At 52.2% G+C, this 25,705-nt stretch carries 22 protein-coding genes, 1 other RNA gene and 1 pseudogene; 11 read left to right on the top strand and 13 right to left on the bottom strand.

Annotation, left to right across the window (positions count from 1 at the left end; all coding sequences use genetic code 11):
* Positions 1-7 precede the first annotated feature (7 nt).
* The 12 genes from GF617_RS02565 to kbaZ form a co-directional block, all read right to left on the bottom strand.
* Positions 8-718, bottom strand: a complete 711-nt coding sequence (locus GF617_RS02565) for a galactosamine-6-phosphate isomerase (protein ID WP_181620922.1) — start codon at positions 716-718, stop codon at positions 8-10.
* Positions 719-1,510 (bottom strand): PTS galactosamine transporter subunit IID, encoded by a 792-nt coding sequence (gene agaD / locus GF617_RS02560; RefSeq protein ID WP_203451004.1) that lies wholly within the window; start codon positions 1,508-1,510, stop codon positions 719-721.
* Positions 1,500-2,303, bottom strand: coding sequence for a PTS galactosamine transporter subunit IIC (agaC, locus tag GF617_RS02555; protein WP_181620920.1), 804 nt, complete (start codon positions 2,301-2,303; stop codon positions 1,500-1,502). The genes agaD and agaC overlap by 11 nt, the downstream gene beginning before the upstream one ends.
* A gap of 52 nt (positions 2,304-2,355) precedes the next feature.
* Entirely contained in the window at positions 2,356-2,832 is a 477-nt protein-coding gene (gene agaB / locus GF617_RS02550; RefSeq protein WP_181620919.1) for a PTS galactosamine transporter subunit IIB, read from the bottom strand.
* Between the two features lie 16 nt (positions 2,833-2,848).
* Positions 2,849-3,727, bottom strand: coding sequence for a tagatose-bisphosphate aldolase subunit KbaY (gene kbaY / locus GF617_RS02545; RefSeq protein ID WP_181620918.1), 879 nt, complete (start codon positions 3,725-3,727; stop codon positions 2,849-2,851).
* Positions 3,728-3,739: 12 nt separating this feature from the next.
* Positions 3,740-4,894, bottom strand: a complete 1,155-nt coding sequence (locus GF617_RS02540; RefSeq protein ID WP_203451003.1) for an SIS domain-containing protein — start codon at positions 4,892-4,894, stop codon at positions 3,740-3,742.
* Between the two features lie 255 nt (positions 4,895-5,149).
* Entirely contained in the window at positions 5,150-6,283 is a 1,134-nt protein-coding gene (gene nagA, locus GF617_RS02535; protein WP_203451002.1) for an N-acetylglucosamine-6-phosphate deacetylase, read from the bottom strand.
* A complete protein-coding gene (gene agaF, locus GF617_RS02530) occupies positions 6,280-6,714 on the bottom strand; it encodes a PTS galactosamine/N-acetylgalactosamine transporter subunit IIA (protein ID WP_203451001.1) in 435 nt (144 codons plus the stop codon). The genes nagA and agaF overlap by 4 nt, the downstream gene beginning before the upstream one ends.
* A 17-nt stretch (positions 6,715-6,731) precedes the next feature.
* Complete coding sequence (gene agaE / locus GF617_RS02525) at positions 6,732-7,610, bottom strand: PTS N-acetylgalactosamine transporter subunit IID (RefSeq protein WP_181620914.1); 879 nt, start codon at positions 7,608-7,610, stop codon at positions 6,732-6,734.
* Positions 7,600-8,379 (bottom strand): PTS N-acetylgalactosamine transporter subunit IIC, encoded by a 780-nt coding sequence (gene agaW, locus GF617_RS02520; RefSeq protein WP_203451000.1) that lies wholly within the window; start codon positions 8,377-8,379, stop codon positions 7,600-7,602. The genes agaE and agaW overlap by 11 nt, the downstream gene beginning before the upstream one ends.
* A 10-nt stretch (positions 8,380-8,389) precedes the next feature.
* Positions 8,390-8,863 (bottom strand): PTS N-acetylgalactosamine transporter subunit IIB, encoded by a 474-nt coding sequence (gene agaV, locus GF617_RS02515; RefSeq protein ID WP_181620912.1) that lies wholly within the window; start codon positions 8,861-8,863, stop codon positions 8,390-8,392.
* A gap of 19 nt (positions 8,864-8,882) precedes the next feature.
* Positions 8,883-10,178 (bottom strand): tagatose-bisphosphate aldolase subunit KbaZ, encoded by a 1,296-nt coding sequence (gene kbaZ, locus GF617_RS02510; protein WP_181620911.1) that lies wholly within the window; start codon positions 10,176-10,178, stop codon positions 8,883-8,885.
* Positions 10,179-10,429: 251 nt separating this feature from the next.
* Here kbaZ and GF617_RS02505 point away from each other — a divergent pair, with 251 nt between their 5' ends.
* Complete coding sequence (locus tag GF617_RS02505) at positions 10,430-11,233, top strand: DeoR family transcriptional regulator (protein WP_203450999.1); 804 nt, start codon at positions 10,430-10,432, stop codon at positions 11,231-11,233.
* 73 nt (positions 11,234-11,306) lie between these two features.
* Here the strand turns inward: GF617_RS02505 and garD are convergent, their stop codons facing one another.
* Positions 11,307-12,878, bottom strand: a complete 1,572-nt coding sequence (garD, locus tag GF617_RS02500; protein WP_181620909.1) for a galactarate dehydratase — start codon at positions 12,876-12,878, stop codon at positions 11,307-11,309.
* A gap of 414 nt (positions 12,879-13,292) precedes the next feature.
* Between garD and GF617_RS02495 the strand changes: the two genes are divergently transcribed.
* From GF617_RS02495 to pflB, 10 genes and pseudogenes are all read left to right on the top strand, one after another.
* Complete coding sequence (locus tag GF617_RS02495) at positions 13,293-14,627, top strand: MFS transporter (RefSeq protein WP_203450998.1); 1,335 nt, start codon at positions 13,293-13,295, stop codon at positions 14,625-14,627.
* A gap of 26 nt (positions 14,628-14,653) precedes the next feature.
* Positions 14,654-15,424, top strand: coding sequence for a 2-dehydro-3-deoxyglucarate aldolase (garL, locus tag GF617_RS02490; RefSeq protein WP_181620907.1), 771 nt, complete (start codon positions 14,654-14,656; stop codon positions 15,422-15,424).
* A gap of 29 nt (positions 15,425-15,453) precedes the next feature.
* Complete coding sequence (garR, locus tag GF617_RS02485) at positions 15,454-16,344, top strand: 2-hydroxy-3-oxopropionate reductase (protein WP_181620906.1); 891 nt, start codon at positions 15,454-15,456, stop codon at positions 16,342-16,344.
* A 60-nt stretch (positions 16,345-16,404) separates the two neighbouring features.
* Positions 16,405-17,550 carry a glycerate 2-kinase gene (gene garK, locus GF617_RS02480; protein WP_181620905.1) on the top strand — a complete coding sequence of 382 codons (1,146 nt, stop codon included), beginning with the start codon at positions 16,405-16,407 and terminating at the stop codon, positions 17,548-17,550.
* Positions 17,551-17,582: 32 nt separating this feature from the next.
* Positions 17,583-17,959: RNase P RNA component class A (gene rnpB, locus GF617_RS02475), an RNA gene on the top strand.
* A gap of 685 nt (positions 17,960-18,644) precedes the next feature.
* Positions 18,645-19,565, top strand: coding sequence for a transcriptional regulator TdcA (gene tdcA / locus GF617_RS02470; protein ID WP_203450997.1), 921 nt, complete (start codon positions 18,645-18,647; stop codon positions 19,563-19,565).
* 116 nt (positions 19,566-19,681) lie between these two features.
* Positions 19,682-20,671 carry a bifunctional threonine ammonia-lyase/L-serine ammonia-lyase TdcB gene (gene tdcB / locus GF617_RS02465; protein WP_181620903.1) on the top strand — a complete coding sequence of 330 codons (990 nt, stop codon included), beginning with the start codon at positions 19,682-19,684 and terminating at the stop codon, positions 20,669-20,671.
* A 10-nt stretch (positions 20,672-20,681) separates the two neighbouring features.
* On the top strand, positions 20,682-22,013 hold the full coding sequence (gene tdcC, locus GF617_RS02460) for a threonine/serine transporter TdcC (protein ID WP_181620902.1): 1,332 nt from the start codon (positions 20,682-20,684) through the stop codon (positions 22,011-22,013).
* A gap of 30 nt (positions 22,014-22,043) precedes the next feature.
* Entirely contained in the window at positions 22,044-23,252 is a 1,209-nt protein-coding gene (tdcD, locus tag GF617_RS02455; protein WP_203450996.1) for a propionate kinase, read from the top strand.
* A gap of 15 nt (positions 23,253-23,267) precedes the next feature.
* Positions 23,268-25,562 (top strand): annotated as a pseudogene (pflB, locus tag GF617_RS02450) (formate C-acetyltransferase).
* Positions 25,563-25,705 lie beyond the last annotated feature (143 nt).

Below are 25,705 nucleotides of genomic sequence, written 5' to 3'. Positions count from 1 at the left end.
TTATTGGCTAGTGAGTGTGATAAAAACAGGTCGGGTGTGGATGCAACCACAGAAAAGAGGCCGGAATATGGGTCGTGACCTTACCCTTCTTCAGCGCTGAAAAAGCATTCTCTTTACCTTCACCAGAAACCAAAAGCAGGACTTCTTTTGCTGCCAAAATATCCCTCAGGCCCAGGGTGATCCCTTGCTCAACAGGGGCGGCCGCCAGCTTTAACATGTCGTGAAGCCGGGTGCGCTCGTCAAGATGTGTGATGTGGCAGGCTGGCTCAAGGATGTCATCAGGCTCGTTCAGACCAAGATGCCCGTTTTTACCAATCCCCAGCAGGCAGAGATCCAGGCCGCCACGTAGCGCGATCTGCTCGACGATGCGTGTACACTCCTGCGAATCTGCGTTATCCGATACAAACGAGATATAGCGTTCAGGTGTGATACCCAGCGGTTGAATAATATGCTGCTGCAAAAAGGCTTCACATGTTGCCGGATTGTCCGGCGGTAATCCCACCCACTCATCCAGTTTCACGATAGTCATCTGGCTGACATCCACCTGACGCGCATTCACCTTTTCAACGAAAAGCTGATAGGTCAGCTTCGGAGTTGCGCCTGTCGCCAGGCAGATCACCGCACTGGGTCTACGCACAATAAGAGCCAGTAAATGCTCGCTAACTGCCTCGCTAAGCGAGTGATAATCCGGGTGTTCCTGAAACGTGATTCCGCACATTTACAGCACTCCCAGGGCGGAACCGAGAATGGCCAGAACAAACGTCACGGCAATCAGAAGAACCGGATGCGCCTTCTTCACACGTAGCAGGTAGTACATCAGCAGGGTATAGCCCATCGGCAAGATATTCGGGAACACCTTGTCAAAAAAGTCCTGCTGGAGGGCAACATTGTGGGTCGCATCGATGGCAAAGGTAGTGACAACGTTTATATGAACATATGACGCAATCAGCCCGCCTATTACGGTGATCCCGAGAATCGTTGCGGAACGGGCGATCATCTGCGAGTTCTCACGGACTTTGTCGATGGCCTTTACCCCGACCGAATAACCGATGTGCGTCCAGCCTACGCGCAGGAAAAAGATTGCAAGGTAGACTGCAAAGAACAGAATCGGCCCAAGAAGATTTCCCTGGCTGGCAAATGAAGAACAGATCCCGGCCATAATAGGTAGCAGGGTAAACCAGAAGATCGCGTCACCAATCCCGGCGATGGGCCCAAACAGCGCCACTTTTAGGCCTTTGATAGTGCTGCGGTTTTCTCCTTTCTCTTCCATTGAGATCAACAGACCCATCAGGAATCCCACCAGGTTAGGATGGGTGTTGATAAATTCCAGATGGTCCTTCATGGCGGCGCTCAGGCCTTCTTTGTCGCCTTTGTAGATTTTCTTCAGAAGCGGCAGCATGGCCCAGGTAAAGCCACCCGCCTGCATCCGTTCATAGTTAAAGCTGGCCTGAAGCAAGGACGATCGAAATCCCAGGCGAGTGATGTCTTTTTTACTGATTTCAGATCCCATTGCTGTAATCCTCTTCATCGTTTTTCTGAGCGACAGGTTGTGGCTGCGCGGCGTTTTTGGCTTTGGCGTTAAAGTATTCGTACACGGCAAATCCAGCGCCTAACACCGCGACTGGCAGCAAATTGCTGACCTGGATATAACAGACGAACAAGAAGCCGGCGATAAGATAGGGAATGTACTGTGCCTTAAACATAACGCGGAGCAGTAAGCCGAAGCCGACAGCAGGAAGAATACCCCCCGCGACTTCGAAGCCGTGTGTAAGCCAGGCTGGCATGGCTTTCACTAACGCCTGCATAGCTCCTTGTGCAAGATAGGTGCAGAGGAAGGTAATAATGGCGTAAGTACAGGCCACTATCAGTGTGGTTGTCCAGTTGAGCCGGCCAAACGCGGCGCTATTCGCTTCCTTCGCGTAGTTATCGGCTTTCGACATAAAGAGTGAAAAGGCCGAATAGAAAAACAGGATCACATACTGCATTAACAGGCTAAACGGCAGACCAAGCCCGATAGCGGTTTTCGCATCAACCCCGGTTGACCAGGCAATGACCGTGGTCATGACCCCTGCCATGATGGGGTTTGGTGGTTGTACGCCGCCCGCGGGGGTTAGCCCGGCAAAAGCTAACTCGGTAAGCCCCCCCGTAATCAGACCAATATGGATATCGCCAAGAATGGCCCCTGTCAGGGTACAAACGATAATGGGACGGAACAAAAACAGGGCTTCCAGCCAAAAATCAATCCCCAGGAAAAAAACCAAAGCCGCCAGGGATATGCCCTGGATAAGTGTTATTTCATGCATTTTATGGCCTCGTACTTGTTGCTTTTAAAATGAGAATATCGAGACACTGCGCTTAATCAGGAATGCTTTCCTTAGCATCCCCAGGTACATCCTGAATAAAAACGTTAACGCCATGGTGTTTGATAAATTGCAGATTGCTCAGGTCGTTATCGTCGACATAAACCTTGCTGCTAATCTGTTTTTTCCCTTCGGAGAAGTGCATGTTTCCGACGTTAACGTCTTTCAGGGGAACGCCCCCTTCAACGAGTTTTTTAACGATCTCCGGAGTGCGGCAAATCAGGAAAATCTTCTGGTGAGGCGCCGCTTTCGAAATGATGGCGATCGTTTTCTCGATCGAGAAAAAGCGAATGCCGAACCCGTAGGTATCTGCAGTGATCCCCATCAGTTTTTGCTGGATGTCGTCTTTGGCCACGTCGTCATCAACAACGATAAGCAAATTAGCCCCGATGGTTGATGTCCATGTCACGCCGACCTGCCCGTGAACAAGACGGTTATCAATGCGAGTTAAAAGAATATTAGGAGTGCTCATATAAGGGATTCCTGCGTTATAAAACGGCTTCCGAATCGATCGTCAATCTGTTGGCCGATCCACAAATCGTGATTTTGCTTCTGACCACCTCTTTCATGGCATCCATTCCAACGCGCATGTAATAACGCGGATCGTTACCCTGCGGGTTTTCGGCGAACCAGGCTTTGACGGCATCCGAAAAGGCAATTTTGAGCTCTGTCGCCACATTCACTTTACACACGCCCAGTTCAATTGTGCGGCGTACATATTCATCTGGCACATCACTTGCGCCGTGCAGAACCAGGGGAATATCGACCACGTTGCGGATCTCTTCCAGGCGTTTGAAGTCGATTTTGGGGCGTTTGGTATACAGGCCATGTGCAGTGCCAATCGCGACCGCAAGGCTGTCCACGCCAGTCAGTTCGACAAAGCGTTTCGCTTCCTGAGGATCTGTCAGGAAGGCGCTTTCGGCATCCACACTCATGTCATCTTCCACGCCACCAAGACGGCCCAGTTCAGCCTCCACGCTACAGTCATTGAGATGGCAGAAATCGACCACGGATTTCACCAGCTTCACGTTTTGTTCGAACGGATAGTGGCTGCCGTCGATCATTGCGCTACGCACCCCGGCATGGACCTTACGACGAATATCGTCAAGCGATTCATGGTGATCGAGATGCAGTGCCAGTGGCATGTCATAAGTGATGGAGTAGGCATTACACAGGGCGTAGATCTCTTCGAGAGCGATGTGTTTAAACGTCCCAGGCGTGCCTGCCAGGATCACCGGCGATCGCATTTCGCTGCACACTTCAAGGATCGCCTGGATCGTCTCTGCGTTGTGGATGTTGAAGGCAGGAACGGCGTAGCCTTTTGCCTGTGCGTCCTGCAAAAGATATTTGGTTGAAATAATGCTCATGATGGGATCCTCTTATGCCAGCCACGGATGAATGACAACGCCCTGCACAACACGGTTGACTGTGCCGCTGGTGGAGGGGGTGTCTGGTGTATTGCCAACGTGAAGAGACTGGGTGAGTGCGAAAACCTGGGCATACATCAGGAAGCAGAAAGCCAGTTCCACATCGATAAAGGTGCGTGAAGGGGGTAGCAGGAGATGCGGACCGGCTTCAATGACGGCATCAGGATCTGCGGAAATAGCGACAACGCGCATTGCCTGCTGGTCCCGGCGCAACTCTGTCAGTAGGTCGAGATCGTACTGACGCGTATACGGATGGCTTGAAACCAGCACCACCACCAGGGTTTCATGATCGACCAGTGATTTCGGCCCATGCCGGAAGCCAGTCGGTGAGTCGTAAAATGCCGCCATTTTCCCCGCGGTCAGTTCGAGCACTTTCAGTGCTGACTCACGTGCCACCCCCTGTAAACCGCCGCTTCCCAGGTAGACGATCCGTTTCCAGGGTTCATAGCCAAACACGCCATGGCTGAAATCACCGAGCGAGTTCAGGATCGCCTGGCAGCGATTGGCCACGTCCTGGAACGTATTGCTGTTGATGGTCTCCGGCGCGAAAACGGCCAGACAGCTTGCCATCATGGTGGTGATACTGCTGGTCATGGCAAACCCGCGATCGTGGGTTTCGGCTGGCATGAGTAACGCGAAGGCGTTATCACTTTTGACCGCATTCTGGTACAGGCTACCGGCCTCATTACAGGTGATTGAGAGGTGGTAACATTCCGGCACAAACTGATTGGCCAGCTCCACCGCGGCAACGCTTTCAGGGCTATTGCCAGAGCGGGCGAAAGAGACCAGCAGCAGTGGATGCGAGGCGCTGAGGTAATCCATCGGATTCGTGACCAGATCGGTCGTAGGGACGGCGGTGATGTTTTTCCCGGTGTGGCTGGCAAGCCACGGCGCAATGATGTCGCCAATGAATGCTGATGTGCCTGCGCCTGTGAGGACGACTCGGAGATCGTTTTTATGCAGCAGAGGGGTCAGAAAACGGTCGATTGATGCACGTAGACGATCGATGTTGGTGAGTGAACGGATCCAACTGGCAGGTTGCTGGCGGATCTCTTCTTCAGTCCATGTGCCGGTTGTTTCGGCAACGGCGGTGTACGTTTCAGGCATAACTTGGTCCTTAGTCGTGTGAATTCCACATCAGACGCTGGCAAACTTGTCGCTATCTTTCGTTTCGTTTCACTTGTTCACGTAATCAGTTAAATAAAATCTATAGAAAAGAAATCGAAAGTTCAATATCGAAAAAGAAATAAAATGAAAAGTGTGATCGACAAAGAAAAGCACCAAAAAGAGAGAGGAAAAGGAAAGGAAAAGAAAGGCCTTACGATTGAATACCGAAGGCCAATGGGACACACAATAAAAGGGCTAAAGGGGGAGAGCCTGACCCTGAATCCAGATTTGCTGAAGGTGTAAACCACCATTCAGTGCAATAACGTTGGCTTGCTTGCCCGGACTGAGCGATCCCGACTGGCGATCGATCCCAAGCAGACGAGCCGGATGAAGGGAGGCCATATGGATAGCCTCCTGCGATGAAACGCCAGCCTGTTCCACCATGTTGCGCACAGCGGCATCCAGAGACAGCGTGCTTCCGGCCAGGCCACCGCTCGTCGTGCGGACAATTCCATTGCGCATGTCCACACTTTCGCCGCACAGGGAATAGCGCCCGTCCGGCATACCTGCGGCCTGCATTGCATCAGTCATCAACACGATGCGCCCTTTTGCACAACAGCAGCACACCTGCATGGCGGCGGGGTGAACGTGATGACCGTCGGCGATCAACTCAAGCCAGGCTCGGGGGTCGGTCAGGCCAGCCCCGACCATGCCAGGCTCCCGGTGATGCAGGCCGGTCATGCCGTTGTAGCAATGCACTAACCCGTCGGCGCCTGCGTCGAAGGCTGCGCGAGTTTGCGTATACGTTGCGGCGCTATGCCCCAGCATCACCCGAACGCCACGTTGTCTGAGATGACGAATCGCCTCCAGCGCACCGGGCTTTTCAGGGGCGAGAGCCACCACGCGCAGTGTATTTTGCGACGTGGTGATCAACGCATCCAGCTCGGCAATATCCAGTTCACGGAACAGTTCCGGTGGATGTGCGCCTTTGTTCTGCGGCGTAAAGTACGGCCCTTCCAGATAACTCCCGAGTACCAGTGCGCCGGGGCCACCGGATTGCTTTCGTCGGGCGATGCGTGCCAGCGTCGCGCGAATAGCCTCCAGCGGAGCGGTGACGGTAGTAGGCAGAAAGCAGGCAACCCCTTCGCGCGCTTTATGCATTGCCAGCATGTCGAGCGCATCCGGGGTGTCATCCATGACATCCACACCTGCACCACCGTGAACGTGCGTATCGATATACGCCGGGCACAGCAATTCGGCATCTCTCGCTGTAACGCCAGGTGGAACAGGCGCTATGGCAGTGATAACGCCGTCTTCAATCTGTAGCTGGTGGTCGTCAAGCCAGCCCTGTTCGGTCAGCAGGCGTCGGGCACGCAGCACCTGAGTCATATTCCTTCCTCAACCGTACTCTCTTCGCGACAGCGCCCCAGTTCATCAACCAGGCTTGTCAGGTCGCGATGCCCACACTCCAGGGCTTGCAGACGAAACGCTTCGCCATTAAGCCCCTCGCGATCCAGAACCATTTCCAGCAACAATTGCAGGTTTGTGCCGGTTATGACTTCGCTGCCGGGTTTTTGCATGGCCAGCGTTGAAGCGACGCGGAAGGGAGTTCCGCCCAGCAAGTCAGTAAGAAAAACAATATCGTCCTCGCTATCCAGATCGCTGACCGCCTGTTCAAGCTGTGAGGTGAGAAGCGCAGTGGTGGACGTTTCCGGAAAATCGACGGCGATAAACTGTGATTGCTCACCGAGGATCTGCTTCATCGCTTTTTCCATCCCGCTGGCAAAGCCACCATGACCGGTCAAAATAATGCCTAACATCTCAGACTCCTTTGCAGTTACAGGAAGTGACAGAACTTACCGACGACACCCAGTACAACGGTGATGGCGATGAGGCGCAGTGGGCTCCATCCGCGGCGAACCAGCCAGAACATGGTCAGGGTATAGACCAGGGGTAAAAATGCAGGCATCAGTTTGTCGATAACATCCGTTTGCAGTTTTACGACGGCATCACCCGCGGTGATTTCCAGCGTGGTGTTGAGACGGACGTAAGTGGCAACTAACGCGCCTATCACGGTCATCCCGACAATAGAAGCAGCATGCCCAACCTTTTTGGTATTGGCTTTTATCAACGGAATGGCGGCAACCCCCATACGATAAGCATAGTGCGCCAGGCCAAAACGCAGGCCGAGATGTACCACGTTGAACAGCACGATAAAGACCACGGCTCCCAGGATTGAGCCCTGAAGCGCGAGGCTTGCGCCGATGCCACCACAGATAGGGAGCAGCGTCAGCCAGAACATGGCATCGCCAATGCCGCCAAGCGGTGCGCCAACGGCAATCTTGGTGCTCTGAATGCTGTTAACATCCTGCTTGGAACGCTCCATCGCGAGAATGATGCCAATGACAAAGGTCACCAGGAAGGGGTGCGTGTTGAAGAATCCCATGTGCCCTTTCATGGCGCGCGCAAGGTCACGCTTATTGGTGTGGATCTTTTTCAGTGCAGGCAGCAAACCATACAGCCAGCCGGATGCCTGCATACGTTCATAGTTGAAGGAAGCCTGCAGAAGCATTGAGCGCCATGCGACCCGGTTAATGTCTTTTTTGGTCAGCTCCGCACCGATACTCTGATCTTCATAGATGTTTTCATTTACGCCGGAGAGCAGCGTCTCGTCAGTATCGGAGACAGTCGGCAGTGTTGTTTGATTAGATGCCATCTTCGAATTCCTCTTTCTGAGCTACCGGAGCGGTGGGTTCAGGTGTCTTACGCAAAAAGTCGATCAGTGCCATCGCCAGCGCAGCCGCTGCAATAGCCAGCACAGGAAGCTTGAGCCAGGCCGCTGCGACAAAACCGAGGATGAAATAGGGGATATAGACGTTTTTCATCATGATTTTTAGCAGCACGGCAAAACCAATGGCTGGCATAATGCCGCCCGCCACGCCGAGACCATCAATCAGACGCGCCGGCAGGACATCAATGGCGGTTTTCGCGTGCTCCGCCCCGAAGTAGATCGGCAGGAAAGCACAGAGAAAGTAGAAAATACCCAATGCCAGTAGAGCCAGGTAATTCACGCGCTCAATGCCTGCGGTATCCGCATTTGCGGCCATTCGGTCACAGCGTGCCATCACTCCCGACATCACAGAGAAGAGGAACGTAATCCCCATTTGTACGGCAACGGCGAAAGGAACGGCAACGCCAACGGCAACCTCGGGTTTTACCCCAGTGGTAATGGCAAAGGTGGTTCCCACAATCGTGCCGATAATCACGTTAGGTGGCTGTGCACCTGCCAGCGGAGCCAGACCCATCCAGACCAGTTCCAGCGTTCCCCCGGTCAAAATACCGGTATGCAAATCGCCAAGGATCAGGCCCACCAGAGGCCCAAGCACCACGGGACGGTGCATGTGCGTTAACCCGTTGAACATATCCAGGCCGGCAATAAAGGCAAGAATGCCCAATGCAAATGCCTGTAACAGACTGATTTCCATTGTGAATCCCTCAGAGTAGTTTAAAGAGATCCAAAGCGGGTTCTGTCGGAACGCCCTGTACAAAGCATTCGACCCCTGAGGCTTTCAGGCTGTTGAATGCAGCAATATCGTGAGCGTCGACAGAAACCGTTTTGGCAATTTGTTGCTTGCCATTGGCGTAGTGCATGTTTCCTACGTTTATGCGGGTAACGGGGACGCCACCCTCGACCAGTTTCTGGAAATCAGCGGGTGACTTGCAGACCAGCAGGATTTTTTGCCGATCGGCGGCGCGGTGAATGTTGTCGATCACCTTTTGCAGGGTCCAGAAGCGCACTGCAATCCCTTCAGCCAGCACCATTTCCATCAGGTTTTGCTGGACCGAATCTTCAGCCACCTCATCATTGGCCACCAGCACCAGATTGGCTCCGGCAAACCCCACCCACTGAACGCCGACCTGGCCGTGAATCAAACGTTCGTCGATGCGGTTTAAGACAATATTTGGCATAGCGTTTTCCTCTTTTTTGTTATGCGTTATAGGACGCAACACCCTGGCAGGCAGTGTGGTACTGCTCCAGTATGTCCTGAATGTGGTTAATGATGAGGGCCTTCGGCGTCGCGTTGAGAGCGCCCTCGCGAACTTTGCTGTACTGCAGCGGTAAATACTGGCTGATGAGCGGCAGGGGAATGGGCTGATCGGCCAGGTTACGGACCAGTCGTTCGAAGGCTTCATCAATCTGGCTATCGGGCCAGTAGTAACGCACCCGGTCGGAATAGCTGTATCCACGCGCCAGGCGTCGTGCGTTACCGTCACCGTGGTAGTGGCTTTGCCAGTATTCAGGGCGGTCGAGCATCACGTTTTCCAGCACGTGACGCAGGCCGGAGCAGGCTTTGGCAGGCAGCAGTTCTTCCTCGATGGCAGCCAATGAAAACAGGGCTTCACGCAGGGCAAATGTCAGGGCCGGACCCACCTTCAGAATGGCGAAATGGTCTTTCACCAACTGGCGCAGAGCCTGAGGTGTCTGGTAATCGGTGGAGTGTGCTTCAAACACCAGCGTGTCATAGTGTTCAACCATAGCGCTCAGCGCGACGGCTTTCTCCGGCTGATAATCAATGACGTTTGTATGATCGAATTCGACGCCAGGCTGCACGACCAGCCCGATAATTCGCGGCCAGATGGCACTCAGGCCGAGAGCTTCGAAAGCATGACGGTGAGCCTCTAGAGTGGCTTGTGCCGCATCGGGCGTGGTGGCTTGCAGTTCAGTGAGTGCCTCGTGAGCGCCACCGGGAACCGGAACCTCTGTGCCGATGATGTACACCAGATCAGACTCACCCCACAGATCCTGACAGGTCTCTTCGGCGATTTTTGCCAGTCGCGCGGCGCGTTCAGCAACGATTTCATCGGTGAGTGGCAGGGGATCACCTTCGCAGGACATACTGCAATCGAGGTGGATCTTTTTAAATCCGGCGGCCACATAGCTTTTGATGAGATCGTCCGCATTCGCCATCGCCTGGGGGGCAGGCAAGTGTTGCCAGCGGTTTGGGCCGAGATGATCGCCACCCAGAATCAGTGATGAAAGCGGGAAACCGAGCGAGTCTGCAAGCTGACAGACAAAACCGCGAAAGTCAGCGGGCGTCATGCCGGTGTAGCCGCCGAATTGATCCACCTGGTTGGACGTGGCTTCAATCAACAGCGGCGTAGCGTTTGCGTGGGCGTAGCGAATGGCGGCTTCCAGTACCAGCGGATGCGCGGAGCAGACGGCATAAATCCCGTTTGTTTTCCCCTGTTTATGCTGTTCCACCATAGTTGTCAGATGTTTCACTTTCCTCTCCATTTTGGATGGTGATGGTATTCATCTTTCGTTTTGTTTCATTTGATCCTGCATCATGGTGATATAAAAATAAAACGAAAGATAATAGTTTTCCGATCTGTTTCACAAAAGAAACATAATGAAAGGTTTCAGCACCGAAGGCGTCGCAGGAAGAGCACTCAGGGGGACTTGCATTCCATAAAAAGAAAGGCGTTAATAGATAAAACGAAATGAAACGAAAGATTTTTTATAAAGGAGTGCTTATGAGCAGCACCGATTCATCCGCAGACAAGCGTATCAGCGGCACAAGCGAAAGACGTGAGCAGATCATCCAGCGGTTGCGTCAGCAGCGAAGTGTGCAGGTTAACGATCTTTCTCTCTTATATGGCGTCTCCACGGTAACGATCCGTAACGATCTGGCGTTTCTTGAGAAGCAGGGCATTGCTGTTCGGGCTTACGGTGGTGCGCTGATTTGTGAGGGCAACGTGCCTGGTGCTGAGCCCTCAGTGGAAGATAAAAGTTCTCTCAATACTGCGGTGAAGCGCAGTATTGCCCAGGCGGCAGCGGCGCTGGTGAAGCCGGGCCATCGCATCATTCTGGATTCGGGAACCACAACCTGTGAAATCGCCCGTATGCTGCGCCAGCACACGGATGTGATTGCCATGACTAACGGTATGAACGTGGCAAATGCACTGCTGGATGCGGAAGGGGTTGAGCTGCTGATGACCGGTGGGCATCTGCGCCGTCAGTCCCAGTCGTTCTACGGCGACCAGGCGGAGCAGTCACTCCAAAATTATCATTTTGATCTGCTGTTTCTCGGGGTCGATGCCATTGATCTGGACAGAGGGGTGAGCACGCACAACGAGGACGAAGCGCGGCTCAACCGCAAAATGTGCGAAGTGGCTGAGCGGATTATCGTGGTCACCGACTCGACCAAATTCAACCGGTCAAGCCTGCATAAGATTATTGATACGCAACGCATTGATATGATTATTGTCGATGAAGGTATTCCGGCGGAGAGTCTGGAAGGGCTGCGGAAAAGCGGGATTGATGTGGTATTGGTTTAAGAGGGCTTTCCCCCTCACCCTAACCCTCTCCCTATGAGGAGAGGGGACCGTTAGGTGCAGTTGGGAATATGAATCAGGTCACAGGAGCCGGGTTAAACACCGCCAGTTGGTTATGTAATCCCCATTGGTCAGAGAACGTTTTCTTGCGACCGCTCGCCACATCAAGGATGAAGTGGAACAGTTTCCAGCCGACATCCTCAATGCTCTCTTCCCCGGTAGCGATTGTCCCGGCGTTGATGTCCATTAAGTCATACCAGCGGTTCGCCAACTCTGTGCGTGTCGCCATCTTAATAACCGGAACCGCCATCAGGCCGTAAGGTGTACCGCGACCGGTGGTGAAGACTTGCACGGTGATCCCGGACGCAACCTGCTGGGTTCCACAGACAAAATCGCTGGCCGGTGTGGCGGCGTAAATCAAGCCACGTTTCGTTGGGCGCTGGCCCGGTGAAAGAACTTCTGAAATCGCACTCTGACCGGATTTAGCAATCGATCCGAGCGCTTTTTCAACCACGTTAGCCAGGCCACCTTTTTTGTTGCCCGGAGACGGGTTGGCGCTACGATCTGTTTTGCCCATATCAAGATAGTTGTCGTACCAGGCCATCTCTTCCAGCAGGCGTTTACCCACGTCTTCGTTGATTGCGCGGGGTGTAAGCAGGTGGATAGCATCACGCACCTCGGTGACTTCAGAGAACATGACCGTTGCGCCACAGCGTACAAACAGGTCAGAGGCATAGCCCACCGCCGGGTTTGCCGTTACACCGGAGAACGCATCGCTGCCACCGCACTGCGTTCCTACTACCAGTTCAGAAGCCGGACAGGTTTCACGCTGACGCTGGTTCAGCTTTTCGAGGTGACGGACGGCAACCTGGAGGATATCGTCGACCATTGATTTAAAACCAACGTGGTGTTCATCCTGCAGACGCACGATGCTGGCATCGTCCACGGCAATGGCTTGCACATCTTCGGTTCCCTGAAGCAAACGTTCGGGTTGCAGTTTTTCGCAGCCCAGGCCAATGACCATCACTTCGCCACCAAAATTCGGGTTCAGGGCGATGTTATGAATGGTACGAATGGGCACAACCGCCGCCGGGGCGTTGATTGCCACACCACATCCGTAAAGATGGTTCAGACCCACCACGCCATCAACATTTGGGTATTTTGGCAACAGATCGCGCTCGATGATTTTCACGACATAATCGACGACGCCTGCCACACAATGCACGCTGGTGGTAATACCGAGCAGGTTTTTTGTCCCGACGCTACCGTCCGCGTTGCGGTAACCCTCAAAGGTATACCCTTCCAGAGGGGGCAGGGGGTCAGGGATTCGGGTTGCCAGCGGTAAGGTGTTCAGCGGCGGCGCTTCCGGCAGTTCGACCAGCGACTCGTCAATCCAGCTTCCTTGTGGAATAGCGCGAACAGCGTAGCCAATCACTTCGCCATAGCGAACGATTTCGCCGTGTACCGGAATATCCACCAGGGCAACTTTATGCCCCTGAGGGATATGTTCAATAAGTTCCAGTCCGTCCGGAAAACGTGTTCCCGCTTTTAAACCGTTGTCATTAACAATAATCGCCACATTATCTGTGTCGTGTACTTTTATATAGAACGCCGTCGGCGACGCTTGTCGAATTTCAATGTCAGCCATTGTTCAGTATTCTCCAGCAAAGTGTCAGATATTAAATGCAGCCAGGAAAGTATTTATTTTCTTATTGTCGGAAATAAAGGCGCTGCTTTCTTAAATAAAGAATGTCAGGACTTGAAGGATAAAAATGTGATCGAGATCACTCATCAATGCGAGAGAGGGCGCAGCCTGGAGGGGAATGCGTAAATCTGTGGATTAGCGCCCAGGGTATTGGGCATATGCTCAAAGTATTGTTCATATTTTATTTGATAATTGAGCTATTCAACAATGTGCAGAAACCAGTCGATGTTTATACTTAACCTCGATTTCATTGCATCTGGTTAATTAACTGATATTGCCTGCTATCGATAATAATCAGTAAGAACTTCCCGAAATAATAATAAAAATACCTGGATCGATGTACCTGAGGAAATAAAAATGTCACTGGAAACTGCTGTAGAAACAAAGAAAGGTATTCATACCCGTCATTTAATACTACTGATTATTTTTATTGTTACCGCGGTTAACTACGCAGACCGGGCAACACTTTCTATTGCCGGGACCGAAGTGGCAAAAGAGCTGCAGCTCAGTGCCGTGTCGATGGGTTACATCTTCTCTGCGTTTGGCTGGGCTTATCTGCTGATGCAGATCCCTGGCGGCTGGCTGCTCGATAAATTTGGTTCAAAGAAGGTTTACACCTATAGCCTGTTCTTCTGGTCGCTGTTCACCTTCCTGCAAGGGTTCGTTGATTTGTTCCCGCTGGCGTGGGCAGGCATCTCAATGTTCTGTATGCGCTTTATGTTGGGCTTCTCGGAAGCGCCTTCATTCCCGGCCAACGCCCGTATTGTGGCGGCCTGGTTCCCGACCAAAGAGCGTGGTACAGCCTCGGCCATTTTTAACTCTGCACAGTATTTCTCACTGGCGCTGTTCTCTCCCTTACTGGGCTGGCTGACCTTCGCCTGGGGCTGGGAACATGTCTTTACCGTAATGGGCGTTATTGGCTTCGTACTGACCGGAATGTGGGTCAAGTTCATTCATAATCCAACCGATCACCCGCGTATGTCTCCAGAAGAGCTGAAGTTCATCTCCGACGGTGGGGCGGTGGTCGACATGGATCACAAGAAGCCTGGTGATAAAGCGGCAAGCGGTCCTAAACTCCACTACATCAAGCAGTTGTTGACTAACCGCATGATGCTGGGCGTCTTTTTTGGTCAATACTTTATTAATACGATCACCTGGTTCTTCCTGACATGGTTCCCAATTTATCTGGTGCAGGAAAAAGGGATGTCGATCCTGAAAGTCGGCCTGGTGGCTTCTATTCCGGCGCTGTGTGGCTTTGTTGGTGGTGTTCTGGGCGGTGTGTTCTCGGATCATCTGATCAAAAGCGGTAAGTCCATTACGGTGGCGCGTAAGTTACCCATTGTGCTCGGTATGTTGTTGGTGTCATCCATTATTTTGTGTAACTACACCAATAACACCGCATTGGTGGTCACGCTGATGGCGCTCGCCTTCTTCGGTAAAGGCTTTGGTGCACTCGGTTGGCCTGTGATTTCCGATACTGCGCCTAAAGAGATTGTGGGTCTGTGCGGTGGGGTGTTTAACGTCTTTGGCAACGTGGCGTCGATTGTTACGCCGCTGGTGATTGGCTATCTGGTGAGTGAGCTGCATTCATTTAACGCAGCACTGGTCTTCGTTGGCTGTTCCGCACTGATGGCGATGTTCTGCTACCTCTTCGTAGTGGGCGACATCAAACGCATGGAATTGCAGAAATAAATCATGATTCATTGAAGGTATAAGCGATGAGTAACGATATTTTCCCGAACAAATTTAAAGCGGCTCTGGCAGCAAACGAGATCCAGATTGGTTGCTGGTCCGCACTGGCAAGCCCAATCAGCACAGAGGTGCTGGGTCTGGCTGGATTCGACTGGCTGGTTCTTGATGGTGAGCATGCACCAAACGATATCAGCACTTTTATTCCTCAACTGATGGCGCTCAAAGGTAGCCACAGCGCGCCAGTGGTCCGCGTGCCAACCAATGAGCCGGTGATTATCAAGCGCCTGCTGGACATCGGGTTTTACAACTTCCTGATCCCGTTTGTCGAAAACGTTGAGGAAGCCGTTCAGGCGGTAGCATCGACCCGCTATCCACCAGAAGGCATTCGCGGTGTGTCAGTTTCCCATCGTGCCAACATGTTTGGCACTGTGCCGGACTACTTTGCCCAGTCCAATAAAAACATCACCATCCTGGTACAGATTGAGAGCCAGCAGGGGGTGGACAACGTGGATGCCATTGCGGCAACCGAAGGCGTAGACGGCATCTTTGTCGGGCCAAGCGATCTGGCTGCTGCACTGGGCCACCTCGGCAACGCCGGCCACCCGGAAGTGCAACGCGCTATCCAGCATATTTTTGCCCGTGCAAAAGCACACGGTAAACCGAGCGGCATTCTTGCACCGGTTGAAGCGGATGCGCGTCGCTATCTGGAATGGGGCGCAACCTTTGTTGCCGTGGGTAGCGACCTCGGCGTATTCCGCTCTGCCACGCAGAAGTTAGCGGATTCCTTTAAGAAATAATCACCACTGAGAAAGAGAGAGACGCAATTATGACACTGAAAGTTGGTTTTATTGGCCTGGGTATCATGGGTAAACCAATGAGTAAAAATCTCATTAAAGCCGGTTACTCACTGGTGGTTTCTGACCGTAACCCAGAGGCTGTCGCGGAAGTCATTGCTGCTGGCGCAGAAACGGCGACCACCGCAAAAGCCATTGCTGAACAGTGTGATGTGATCATCACCATGCTGCCAAACTCCCCGCATGTGAAAGACGTGGCGCTGGGTGAAAACGGCATTATTGAGGGGGCGAAGCCGGGTCTGGTGGTGATTGATATGAGTTCTATCGCCCCACTGGCAAGCCGTGAAATCAGCGATGCGCTGAAAGTAAAAGGTGTCGATATGCTGGACGCGCCGGTCAGCGGCGGTGAGCCAAAAGCGATCGACGGTACGCTCTCTGTCATGGTCGGCGGCGACAAAGCGATTTTCGACAAATACTACGATCTGCTGAAAGCGATGGCGGGCTCCGTGGTACACACCGGCGATATTGGTGCGGGTAATGTCACCAAACTGGCGAACCAGGTGATTGTCGCCCTGAACATTGCGGCGATGTCCGAAGCGCTGACGCTGGCCACCAAAGCCGGTGTAAACCCGGACCTGGTTTATCAGGCGATTCGTGGTGGTCTGGCAGGTAGCACGGTACTGGATGCGAAAGCGCCGATGGTGATGGATCGTAACTTTAAACCAGGCTTCCGTATTGATCTGCATATCAAGGATCTGGCGAATGCGCTGGATACCTCTCACGGCGTGGGCGCGCAGTTGCCGCTGACCGCAGCCGTGATGGAGATGATGCAGGCGCTGCGCGCGGAGGGGCTGGGAACGGCGGACCACAGTGCCATTGCGTGCTACTACGAAAAACTGGCGAAGGTAGAAATCTCTCGCTAATAAAGACGGGCGCGGGAACGCGCCCGGTGTTTTTGCCGAGTGCAGTAACAGGCTACAACTATGAAAATCGTAATCGCTCCAGACTCTTATAAAGAAAGCCTTTCTGCCACCGAGGTAGCTCAGGCGATAGAAAAAGGATTTCGGGAAATCTTCCCCGATGCACTTTATGTTTCTGTTCCTGTTGCCGATGGCGGAGAAGGTACAGTCGAAGCGATGATTGCCGCGACCCACGGGACAGAGCAGCATGCCGTTGTCACCGGGCCTCTGGGCGAGAAGGTTAACGCCTGCTGGGGAATGTCAGGTGATGGACTGACTGCGTTTATCGAAATGGCTGCGGCCAGCGGTCTGGCGCTTGTCCCGCCTGCACAGCGAAATCCTCTGGTCACCACCTCACGCGGGACCGGGGAACTGATCCTCAGTGCGCTGGATAAAGGAGCCCGTAATATCATTATCGGTATTGGCGGCAGTTCGACCAACGATGGTGGCGCGGGGATGATGCAGGCTCTGGGGGCAAAGCTGTGCGATGCCAATGGTAAAGCGATCGGTTACGGTGGTGGTAGTTTGATGACACTCAACAGCATTGATGTGTCAGGGCTTGATCCCCGGCTGAAGGCCTGCACTATCCGCGTGGCATGCGATGTCACCAATCCGCTGGTGGGAGATAAAGGTGCGTCCCGTATCTTTGGCCCGCAGAAAGGAGCTGATGAGGGAATGATCCTCGAACTGGATGCTAACCTCAGCCACTATGCCGACGTGATTAAATCCGCACTGCGCATTGATGTGAAGAATGTGCCGGGTGCAGGAGCGGCAGGAGGAATGGGGGCGGCATTAATGGCATTCCTCGGCGCGGAATTACGGAGTGGCATAGAGATTGTGACGCAGGCGCTCAACCTGGAAGAACATATCCATGACTGCACCTGGGTGCTGACGGGAGAAGGGCGTCTCGATAGCCAGAGTATCCACGGCAAAGTGCCTGTCGGGGTGGCAAATGTTGCGAAGAAATACCATAAACCGGTGATCGGTATTGCCGGAAGCCTGACCAATGATGTGGGGGTGGTGCATCAGTATGGTATTGATGCCGTATTCAGCGTGTTGACCAGCATTGGCTCACTGGAAGAGGCGTTCCGGGGAGCGTTTGACAATATTTATCGCGCGTCGCGCAATATCGCCGCCACTTTACAGATGGGGATGCGTACGCAAGGGTGACAGCGGCGCGTAAACCCACTATACTGCGCGCCGAAGCTGACCAGACAGTCGCCGCTTCGTCGTCGTCCTCTTCGGGGGAGACGGGCGGAGGGGAGGAAAGTCCGGGCTCCATAGGGCAGGGTGCCAGGTAACGCCTGGGGGGGAAACCCACGACCAGTGCAACAGAGAGCAAACCGCCGATGGCCCACGCAAGTGGGATCAGGTAAGGGTGAAAGGGTGCGGTAAGAGCGCACCGCGCGGCTGGCAACAGTCCGTGGCACGGTAAACTCCACCCGGAGCAAGGCCAAATAGGGGTTCATAAGGTACGGCCCGTACTGAACCCGGGTAGGCTGCTTGAGCCAGTGAGCGATTGCTGGCCTAGATGAATGACTGTCCACGACAGAACCCGGCTTATCGGTCAGCTTCACCTTCTTAAAAAACCCCGCTTCGGCGGGGTTTTTGCTTTTGTGCTTACCGATTTTGTCAGTTGGTCTGGTGTCGCTGTCGCGGCAAATGAAATCAATTCTCAATTTTGCGACAGTAAGCACATTTCACTGTTTTACTTTCTCCTGGTTAAATCATCCTCCATGGGTGATCGCAATCGCAAAATTACACGCTAAAAAATGACCATTTTCCAGTGTTGTTAGTATGTTAATGTTGTTGTGTTAATGGTGCTGATAATTTTCATATTTGATAAACAGATATTGAAACTAAAAACATTTGTCATGTGAATGTGTGATATATGCCGCCCTTTCTATCCTGCCTGAGAAATTATTATCGACTTATTTGATAAATTACAAAAATGTTTAATGTGGATAATGACTATTTATTAGCCTTTAATTGCCTGAAAGATAGTCTTTATTGATATTTTTAAATAACAGAGAATCACCATGGTTATCGCCATAAAATAAATTTATTACTGCGTTTTTTGTTGATCAATATCAGCCAAACAGTATGTTTTGTTTCATTTAACGCATTGAAATTAAATGAAATTAATATGATTTTGATGAGGCCAGTGATCGTGCGAAAAGATAAATTGTGAGTAACAGCACATACCCCCTAAGACAATATTGAGTAGAATCCTCTCCGTCATAGGGAAATAAGCGCAGAATATTATGAACACTATTATTCTACCGAAAACACAGCACCTCGTGGTATTTCAGGAAGTCATTAAAAGTGGCTCCATAGGTTCTGCTGCAAGACAACTGGGTCTGACGCAACCAGCCGTCAGCAAAATTATTAGCGATATTGAGTCCTACTTCGGCGTTGAAGTCATGGTTCGCAAAAACACCGGCGTAAAACTCACCGCTGCAGGCCAGGTTCTGCTCTCGTATTCAGAGTCGATCACCCGCGAAATGAAAAATATGGTGAGCGAAATTAACAGCCTCAGTTTCAGTACCGTCATGGATGTCTCATTTGGCTACCCGTCGCTGATTGGCTTCACGTTCCTCTCCAGTATGATCAAGAAATTCAAGGAAGTGTTCCCAAAAGCGCGTGTTTCTATGTTTGAGGCCCAACTCTCGTCGTTCCTGCCCGCCATCCGTGATGGGCGGCTGGATTTTGCTATCGGCACGCTGAGCGATGAAATGCTGCTCCAGGATCTGCACGTAGAGCCTCTGTTCGAATCCGAGTTTGTGCTGGTGGCCAGCAAGTCACGAACGTGCACCGGTTCGACAACCCTGGCATCGCTCACGCATGAGCAGTGGGTGATGCCGCAAACCGATATGGGCTATTACAAAGAGCTGTTAACCACCCTTCAGAATAATCACATCAATATCGAAAATATCGTCCAGACTGATTCCGTTGTTACCATCTATAACCTTGTTCTGAATGCCGATTATCTCACGGTTATTCCTCGTGACATGATTGCGCCGTTCGGTTCTGACCAGTTTATTGTATTACCTGTGGAAGATGAATTACCTGTCGCGCGCTACGCTGCCGTGTGGTCAAAAAATTACAGAATTAAAAAATCGGCTTCAGTATTAGTTGAGCTGGCTAAGCAATATTCTTCACAGGACAGTGAAAGACGACGATGATTAATTAACAACCTTATTGCAGTAACTATTTTTAAAAAACACCCAGAGCTTGTTTTATTAATGCTCTGACACCCTGACTTTGCCTGAAGACAATGAATTATTATAACGAGGATATTATGCATATTACTTACGATCTCCCGGTGACGATTGAAGAAATACAGGCTGCACGTAAACGACTGGAAGGTAAAATTTATAAAACGGGTATGCCGCGATCCAACTATCTGAGCGAGCGTTGTAAAGGTGAAATATACCTTAAGTTTGAGAATATGCAGCGCACGGGTTCTTTTAAAATTCGTGGTGCATTTAATAAATTAAGTTCGCTGACCGAGGCCGAAAAACGCAAAGGTGTTGTCGCGTGCTCTGCGGGTAACCATGCTCAGGGTGTCTCGCTCTCCTGCGCCATGCTGGGTATTGATGGCAAAGTGGTGATGCCAATGGGCGCGCCAAAATCGAAAGTGGCGGCAACGCGTGACTATTCTGCGGAAGTGGTACTGCATGGTGAGAACTTTAACGATACGATCGCTAAAGTGAGTGAAATCGTTGAGATGGAAGGCCGCATTTTTATCCCGCCTTACGACGATGCAAAAGTAATCGCTGGGCAAGGTACGATCGGTCTGGAAATTCTGGAAGATCTGTATGACGTTGATAATGTGATTGTGCCCATCGGTGGTGGCGGGTTAATAGCCGGTATTGCCACGGCAATTAAATCCATTAACCCAACCATTAATATTATCGGAGTGCAGTCCGAAAATGTTCATGGCATGGCGGCATCTTATTATGCTGGCGAAATAATGAATCACCGTGTTACGGGGACATTAGCTGATGGTTGTGATGTTTCTCGCCCAGGTAATTTAACGTTCCAGATTGTGCGCGAATTAGTCGATGACATTGTTCTGGTTAGTGAAGATGAAATTCGTAACAGCATGATTGCACTCATTCAGCGAAATAAAGTGGTGACCGAAGGGGCTGGAGCACTGGCATGCGCTGCGTTATTAAGCGGCAAGCTGGACCATTATATTCAGGGGCGTAAAACGGTGAGCATTATTTCCGGCGGCAATATCGACCTCTCCCGCGTTTCTCAAATTACCGGCTTCGTTGACGCATAAAGGATGACCTATGAGCAACACTGAAAGCATTATCGTTGGCCAGACAAAAACATCCTCCTGGCGCAAATCAGATACCACCTGGACGTTAGGGCTGTTTGGTACAGCCATCGGTGCAGGCGTATTGTTCTTCCCGATTCGCGCAGGTTTTGGTGGTCTGATCCCTATCCTGTTGATGCTGGTTCTGGCATTCCCGATCGCTTTTTACTGCCACCGCGCGCTGGCGCGTTTGTGCCTGTCCGGGAGCAATGTGTCCGGCAACATCACTGAGACGGTTGAAGAACATTTCGGCAAGACTGGCGGCGTGGTCATTACCTTCCTCTACTTTTTTGCGATTTGTCCGTTGTTGTGGATTTACGGTGTCACCATTACCAACACCTTTATGACTTTCTGGGAAAATCAGCTTCAGTTACCTGCTCTGAACCGTGGTTTTGTGGCGCTGTTCCTGCTGCTGCTGATGGCTTTTGTTATCTGGTTTGGTAAAGACCTGATGGTGAAAGTCATGAGCTTCCTGGTGTTTCCATTCATCGCCAGCCTGGTGCTGATTTCGCTGTCGCTGATCCCTTACTGGAACTCGGCAGTTATCGACCAGGTCAGTCTAAGCGATCTCTCCTTTACCGGACATGATGGCATTCTGGTGACCGTCTGGCTGGGGATTTCCATCATGGTCTTCTCCTTTAACTTCTCGCCTATCGTCTCCTCGTTTGTGGTGTCGAAACGTGAAGAGTACGAACCAGAATTCGGTAAAGAGTACACCGAGCAGAAATGTTCCAAAATCATCGGTCGTGCCAGCATGCTGATGGTCGCGGTTGTGATGTTCTTTGCCTTTAGCTGCCTGTTCACGCTTTCTCCGCAAAACATGGCGGAAGCCAAAGCACAAAACATTCCAGTGCTCTCCTATCTGGCAAACCATTTTGCATCGCTCTCAGGAACGAAATCGACATTTGCCACGGTACTGGAATACGGTGCATCCATCATTGCACTGGTTGCCATTTTCAAATCCTTCTTTGGTCACTATCTGGGCACGCTGGAAGGGTTGAACGGTCTGGTGCTGAAGTTTGGCTACAAAGGTGACAAGAACAAGGTTTCCATCGGCAAGCTGAACACCATCAGCATGATTTTCATCATGGGATCAACCTGGGTTGTGGCGTACGCCAACCCGAACATTCTTGACCTTATCGAAGCCATGGGGGCGCCGATTATCGCTTCTCTGCTGTGTCTGCTGCCGATGTATGCCATCCGCAAGACGCCTGCGCTGGCGAAATTCAAAGGCAGACCCGAGAACATCTTCGTGACTGCGATTGGTCTGCTGACCATTCTGAATATCGTCTACAAACTGTTTTAAATCATTGCTCAGGATGAGCGGAGTAAAACCATGATTGAGTTTCCGGTTGTACTGGTTATTAACTGCGGATCTTCCTCTGTTAAGTTTTCGGTACTCGATGCCACCAACTGTGATGCCCTGGTGGCGGGCATTGCGGACGGTATCAACACTGAAAATGCCTTTATATCCGTGAATGGGGGAGAGCCAGCGAGACTGGCTCACCACGACTATGAAGGGGCGTTGGCAGCCATCGCCCTGGAGCTGGAGAAGCGTAATCTGATGAGCAGCGTAGCCTTAATCGGCCATCGTATTGCTCACGGTGGCGAACTCTTCAGCGAGTCGACCCTGATTACGGAACGCGTTATCGAACAGATTCGCCAGGTTTCCCCTCTTGCTCCGTTGCACAACTACGCCAACTTAAGCGGCGTGGAGGCGGCGCAGCAACTGTTCCCTGGCGTGCAGCAGGTGGCGGTGTTTGACACCAGCTTCCACCAGACGCTGTCGCCAGAGGCTTATCTGTACGGCTTACCGTACCGCTATTTCGAAGAGCTTGGTGTGCGTCGTTACGGCTTCCACGGCACATCGCACCGCTATGTTGCCCTGCAGGCGCAGGCGCTACTGGTGTTATCCCCTGACGACAGCGGGCTGGTCATCGCCCACCTTGGTAATGGGGCATCTGTCTGTGCGGTGCGAAACGGTAAAAGCGTGGACACTTCGATGGGGATGACGCCGCTGGAAGGGCTGGTGATGGGAACGCGCTGCGGTGATGTCGACTTTGGCGCGATGTCCTGGATTGCTCAGCAGACGGGTCAGTCGTTCGACGATCTAGAGCGTGTGGTGAATAAAGAGTCCGGCTTGCTTGGGATTTCCGGGTTGTCATCGGATCTGCGCACGCTGGAAAAGGCCTGGCACGAGGGGCATCAGCGCGCCCAACTGGCGATAAGCACCTTTGTCCACCGTATCGCGCGCCATATTGCGGGACATGCGGCTTCACTGCACCGCCTGGATGGTGTGGTCTTTACCGGTGGGATTGGTGAAAACTCAAAACTGATCCGCGGTCTGGTCGCAGAGCATCTGAAGGTCTTTGGGATCACGCTGGATGAGGCGAAAAATGCCTTACCGGGTAGCGCCGGAGAACGGGTGATTACCACTGATGCATCCCGCGTAGCCTGCGCGGTGATCCCAACCAACGAAGAAAAAATGATCGCGCTGGATGCCCTCCGTCTTGGGAAGGTTTCTCTGGCTGCGGCTTATGCCTGATAAAGCGAGAATGACATGAAAGTGACAATCGATACGAGCGTTGCACCCTACAGCGACGCATGGGCCGGGTTTCGCGGTGAAGAATGGAAAGACGCCGTTAACGTGCGCGATTTTATTCAGCATAACTACACCCCTTATGAAGGCGATGAAGCTTTCCTCGCGCAGGCGACGCCTGCAACGACGGCGCTGTGGCAAAAGGTGATGGTTGGCATCCGCCAGGAGAATGCCACTCATGCTCCGGTGGATTTTGACACCAATATTGCGACAACCATTACGGCTCATGGCCCAGGCTATATCGATCAGGATCTTGAGACCATTGTTGGTCTGCAAACCGATAAACCGCTCAAGCGTGCGTTGCATCCGTATGGCGGGATCAATATGATCCGCAGCTCTTTCGAAGCCTATGGCCGCGAAATGGATCCGCAGTTTGAATACCTGTTTACCGACCTGCGGAAAACACACAATCAGGGGGTGTTCGACGTCTACTCCCCTGAAATGATGCGCTGCCGTAAATCTGGTGTACTGACAGGTCTGCCAGACGGCTATGGGCGCGGGCGCATCATTGGCGATTATCGCCGGGTGGCGTTGTACGGCATCAGCTATCTGGTGCGCGAGCGCGAATTGCAGTTTGCCGACCTGCAACCGAAGATGGAGCGGGGGGACGATCTGGAGGGCACGATCCGTTTGCGTGAAGAGCTGGCAGAGCATAAACGTGCCTTGCTGCAAATCCAGCAGATGGCCGCGAAGTACGGTTGCGATATTTCCCGTCCGGCGATGAATGCCCAGGAGGCGGTACAGTGGGTCTATTTTGCCTATCTGGCGGCGGTTAAATCGCAGAACGGCGGGGCAATGTCGCTGGGGCGGACGGCGACGTTCCTTGATGTCTATATTGAACGTGACATGCAGGCAGGACGCCTAAATGAGATCCAGGCTCAGTAGTTGATCGACCACTTCATCATGAAGATCCGGATGGTGCGTTTCCTGCGTACTCCGGAGTTTGACACGCTTTTCTCTGGCGATCCTATCTGGGCGACGGAAGTGATCGGCGGGATGGGGCTGGATGGACGCACGCTGGTGACGAAGAACAGTTTCCGTTATCTGCATACGCTGGATACCATGGGGCCTGCACCGGAGCCTAATTTGACGATCCTCTGGTCGGAAGATTTACCGATCGCGTTCAAAAAATATGCCGCTCAGGTATCGATCATTACCTCGTCCCTGCAATATGAAAACGACGATCTGATGCGCGTTGATTTTGACAGTGACGACTATGCTATCGCCTGCTGCGTCAGCCCGATGATCATTGGCAAGCAGATGCAGTTCTTTGGCGCCCGCGCCAATCTTGCAAAAACGCTGCTGTATGCAATCAATGGTGGCGTCGATGAGAAGCTGAAAATTCAGGTGGGCCCAAAAACGGAACCGTTGCTGGACGATGTGCTGGATTACGACACCGTGATGGCGAGCCTGGATCACTTCATGGACTGGCTGGCGGTACAGTACATCAGTGCGCTGAACCTCATCCACTATATGCATGACAAATATAGCTATGAAGCCTCACTGATGGCGCTGCACGACAGGGATGTCTATCGTACTATGGCCTGTGGGATCGCCGGGCTGTCGGTTGCGGCGGATTCCTTGTCTGCTATCAAATATGCCACGGTGAAACCAGTGCGTGACCATAATGGTCTGGCGGTCGATTTTGTGATTGAGGGTGATTATCCACAATACGGCAACAACGATGACCGTGTGGACAGTATTGCCTGCGACCTGGTTGAGCGCTTTATGAAGAAAATTCAGGCGTTGCCAACCTATCGTAACGCTGTGCCGACTCAGTCGATTCTGACGATTACTTCAAATGTGGTGTATGGCCAGAAAACCGGTAACACGCCTGATGGACGTCGCGGCGGAACGCCATTTGCGCCAGGGGCCAACCCGATGCACGGGCGCGATCGCAAAGGGGCTGTGGCATCGTTAACGTCGGTTGCCAAGCTGCCGTTTACCTACGCGAAGGATGGTATTTCCTACACCTTCTCAATTGTGCCGCAGGCGCTGGGTAAAGACGAGATGGTGCGCAAAACCAACCTTGTCGGTTTGCTGGATGGCTATTTCCACCATGAAGCGAATATTGAGGGTGGGCAGCATCTGAACGTTAACGTGATGAACCGGGAAATGTTGATGGATGCGATTGAACATCCAGAAAATTATCCTAACCTGACCATCCGCGTTTCGGGCTACGCGGTACGTTTTAATGCGCTCACCCGTGAGCAGCAGCAGGATGTGATTTCCCGAACCTTCACGCAGGCCCTGTAAGTCGACACTTTCCCCACGCCCCCTTACGACAAGGGGGCTTTTTTTTACCCGCTGAACATACAAATTTGTTTATATAATTATTCACACCCCGTCATCCGGTCTTGAAAAACAATGTACCTGTTTTCTCCTGAAACAGTATTTAA

The organism is Lelliottia sp. RWM.1, assembly GCF_016859735.1.
Taxonomy (GTDB): domain Bacteria; phylum Pseudomonadota; class Gammaproteobacteria; order Enterobacterales; family Enterobacteriaceae; genus Enterobacter.
Note: the sequence above shows the minus strand (reverse complement) of the source record. Positions and strands in the feature narration are given on the sequence as shown.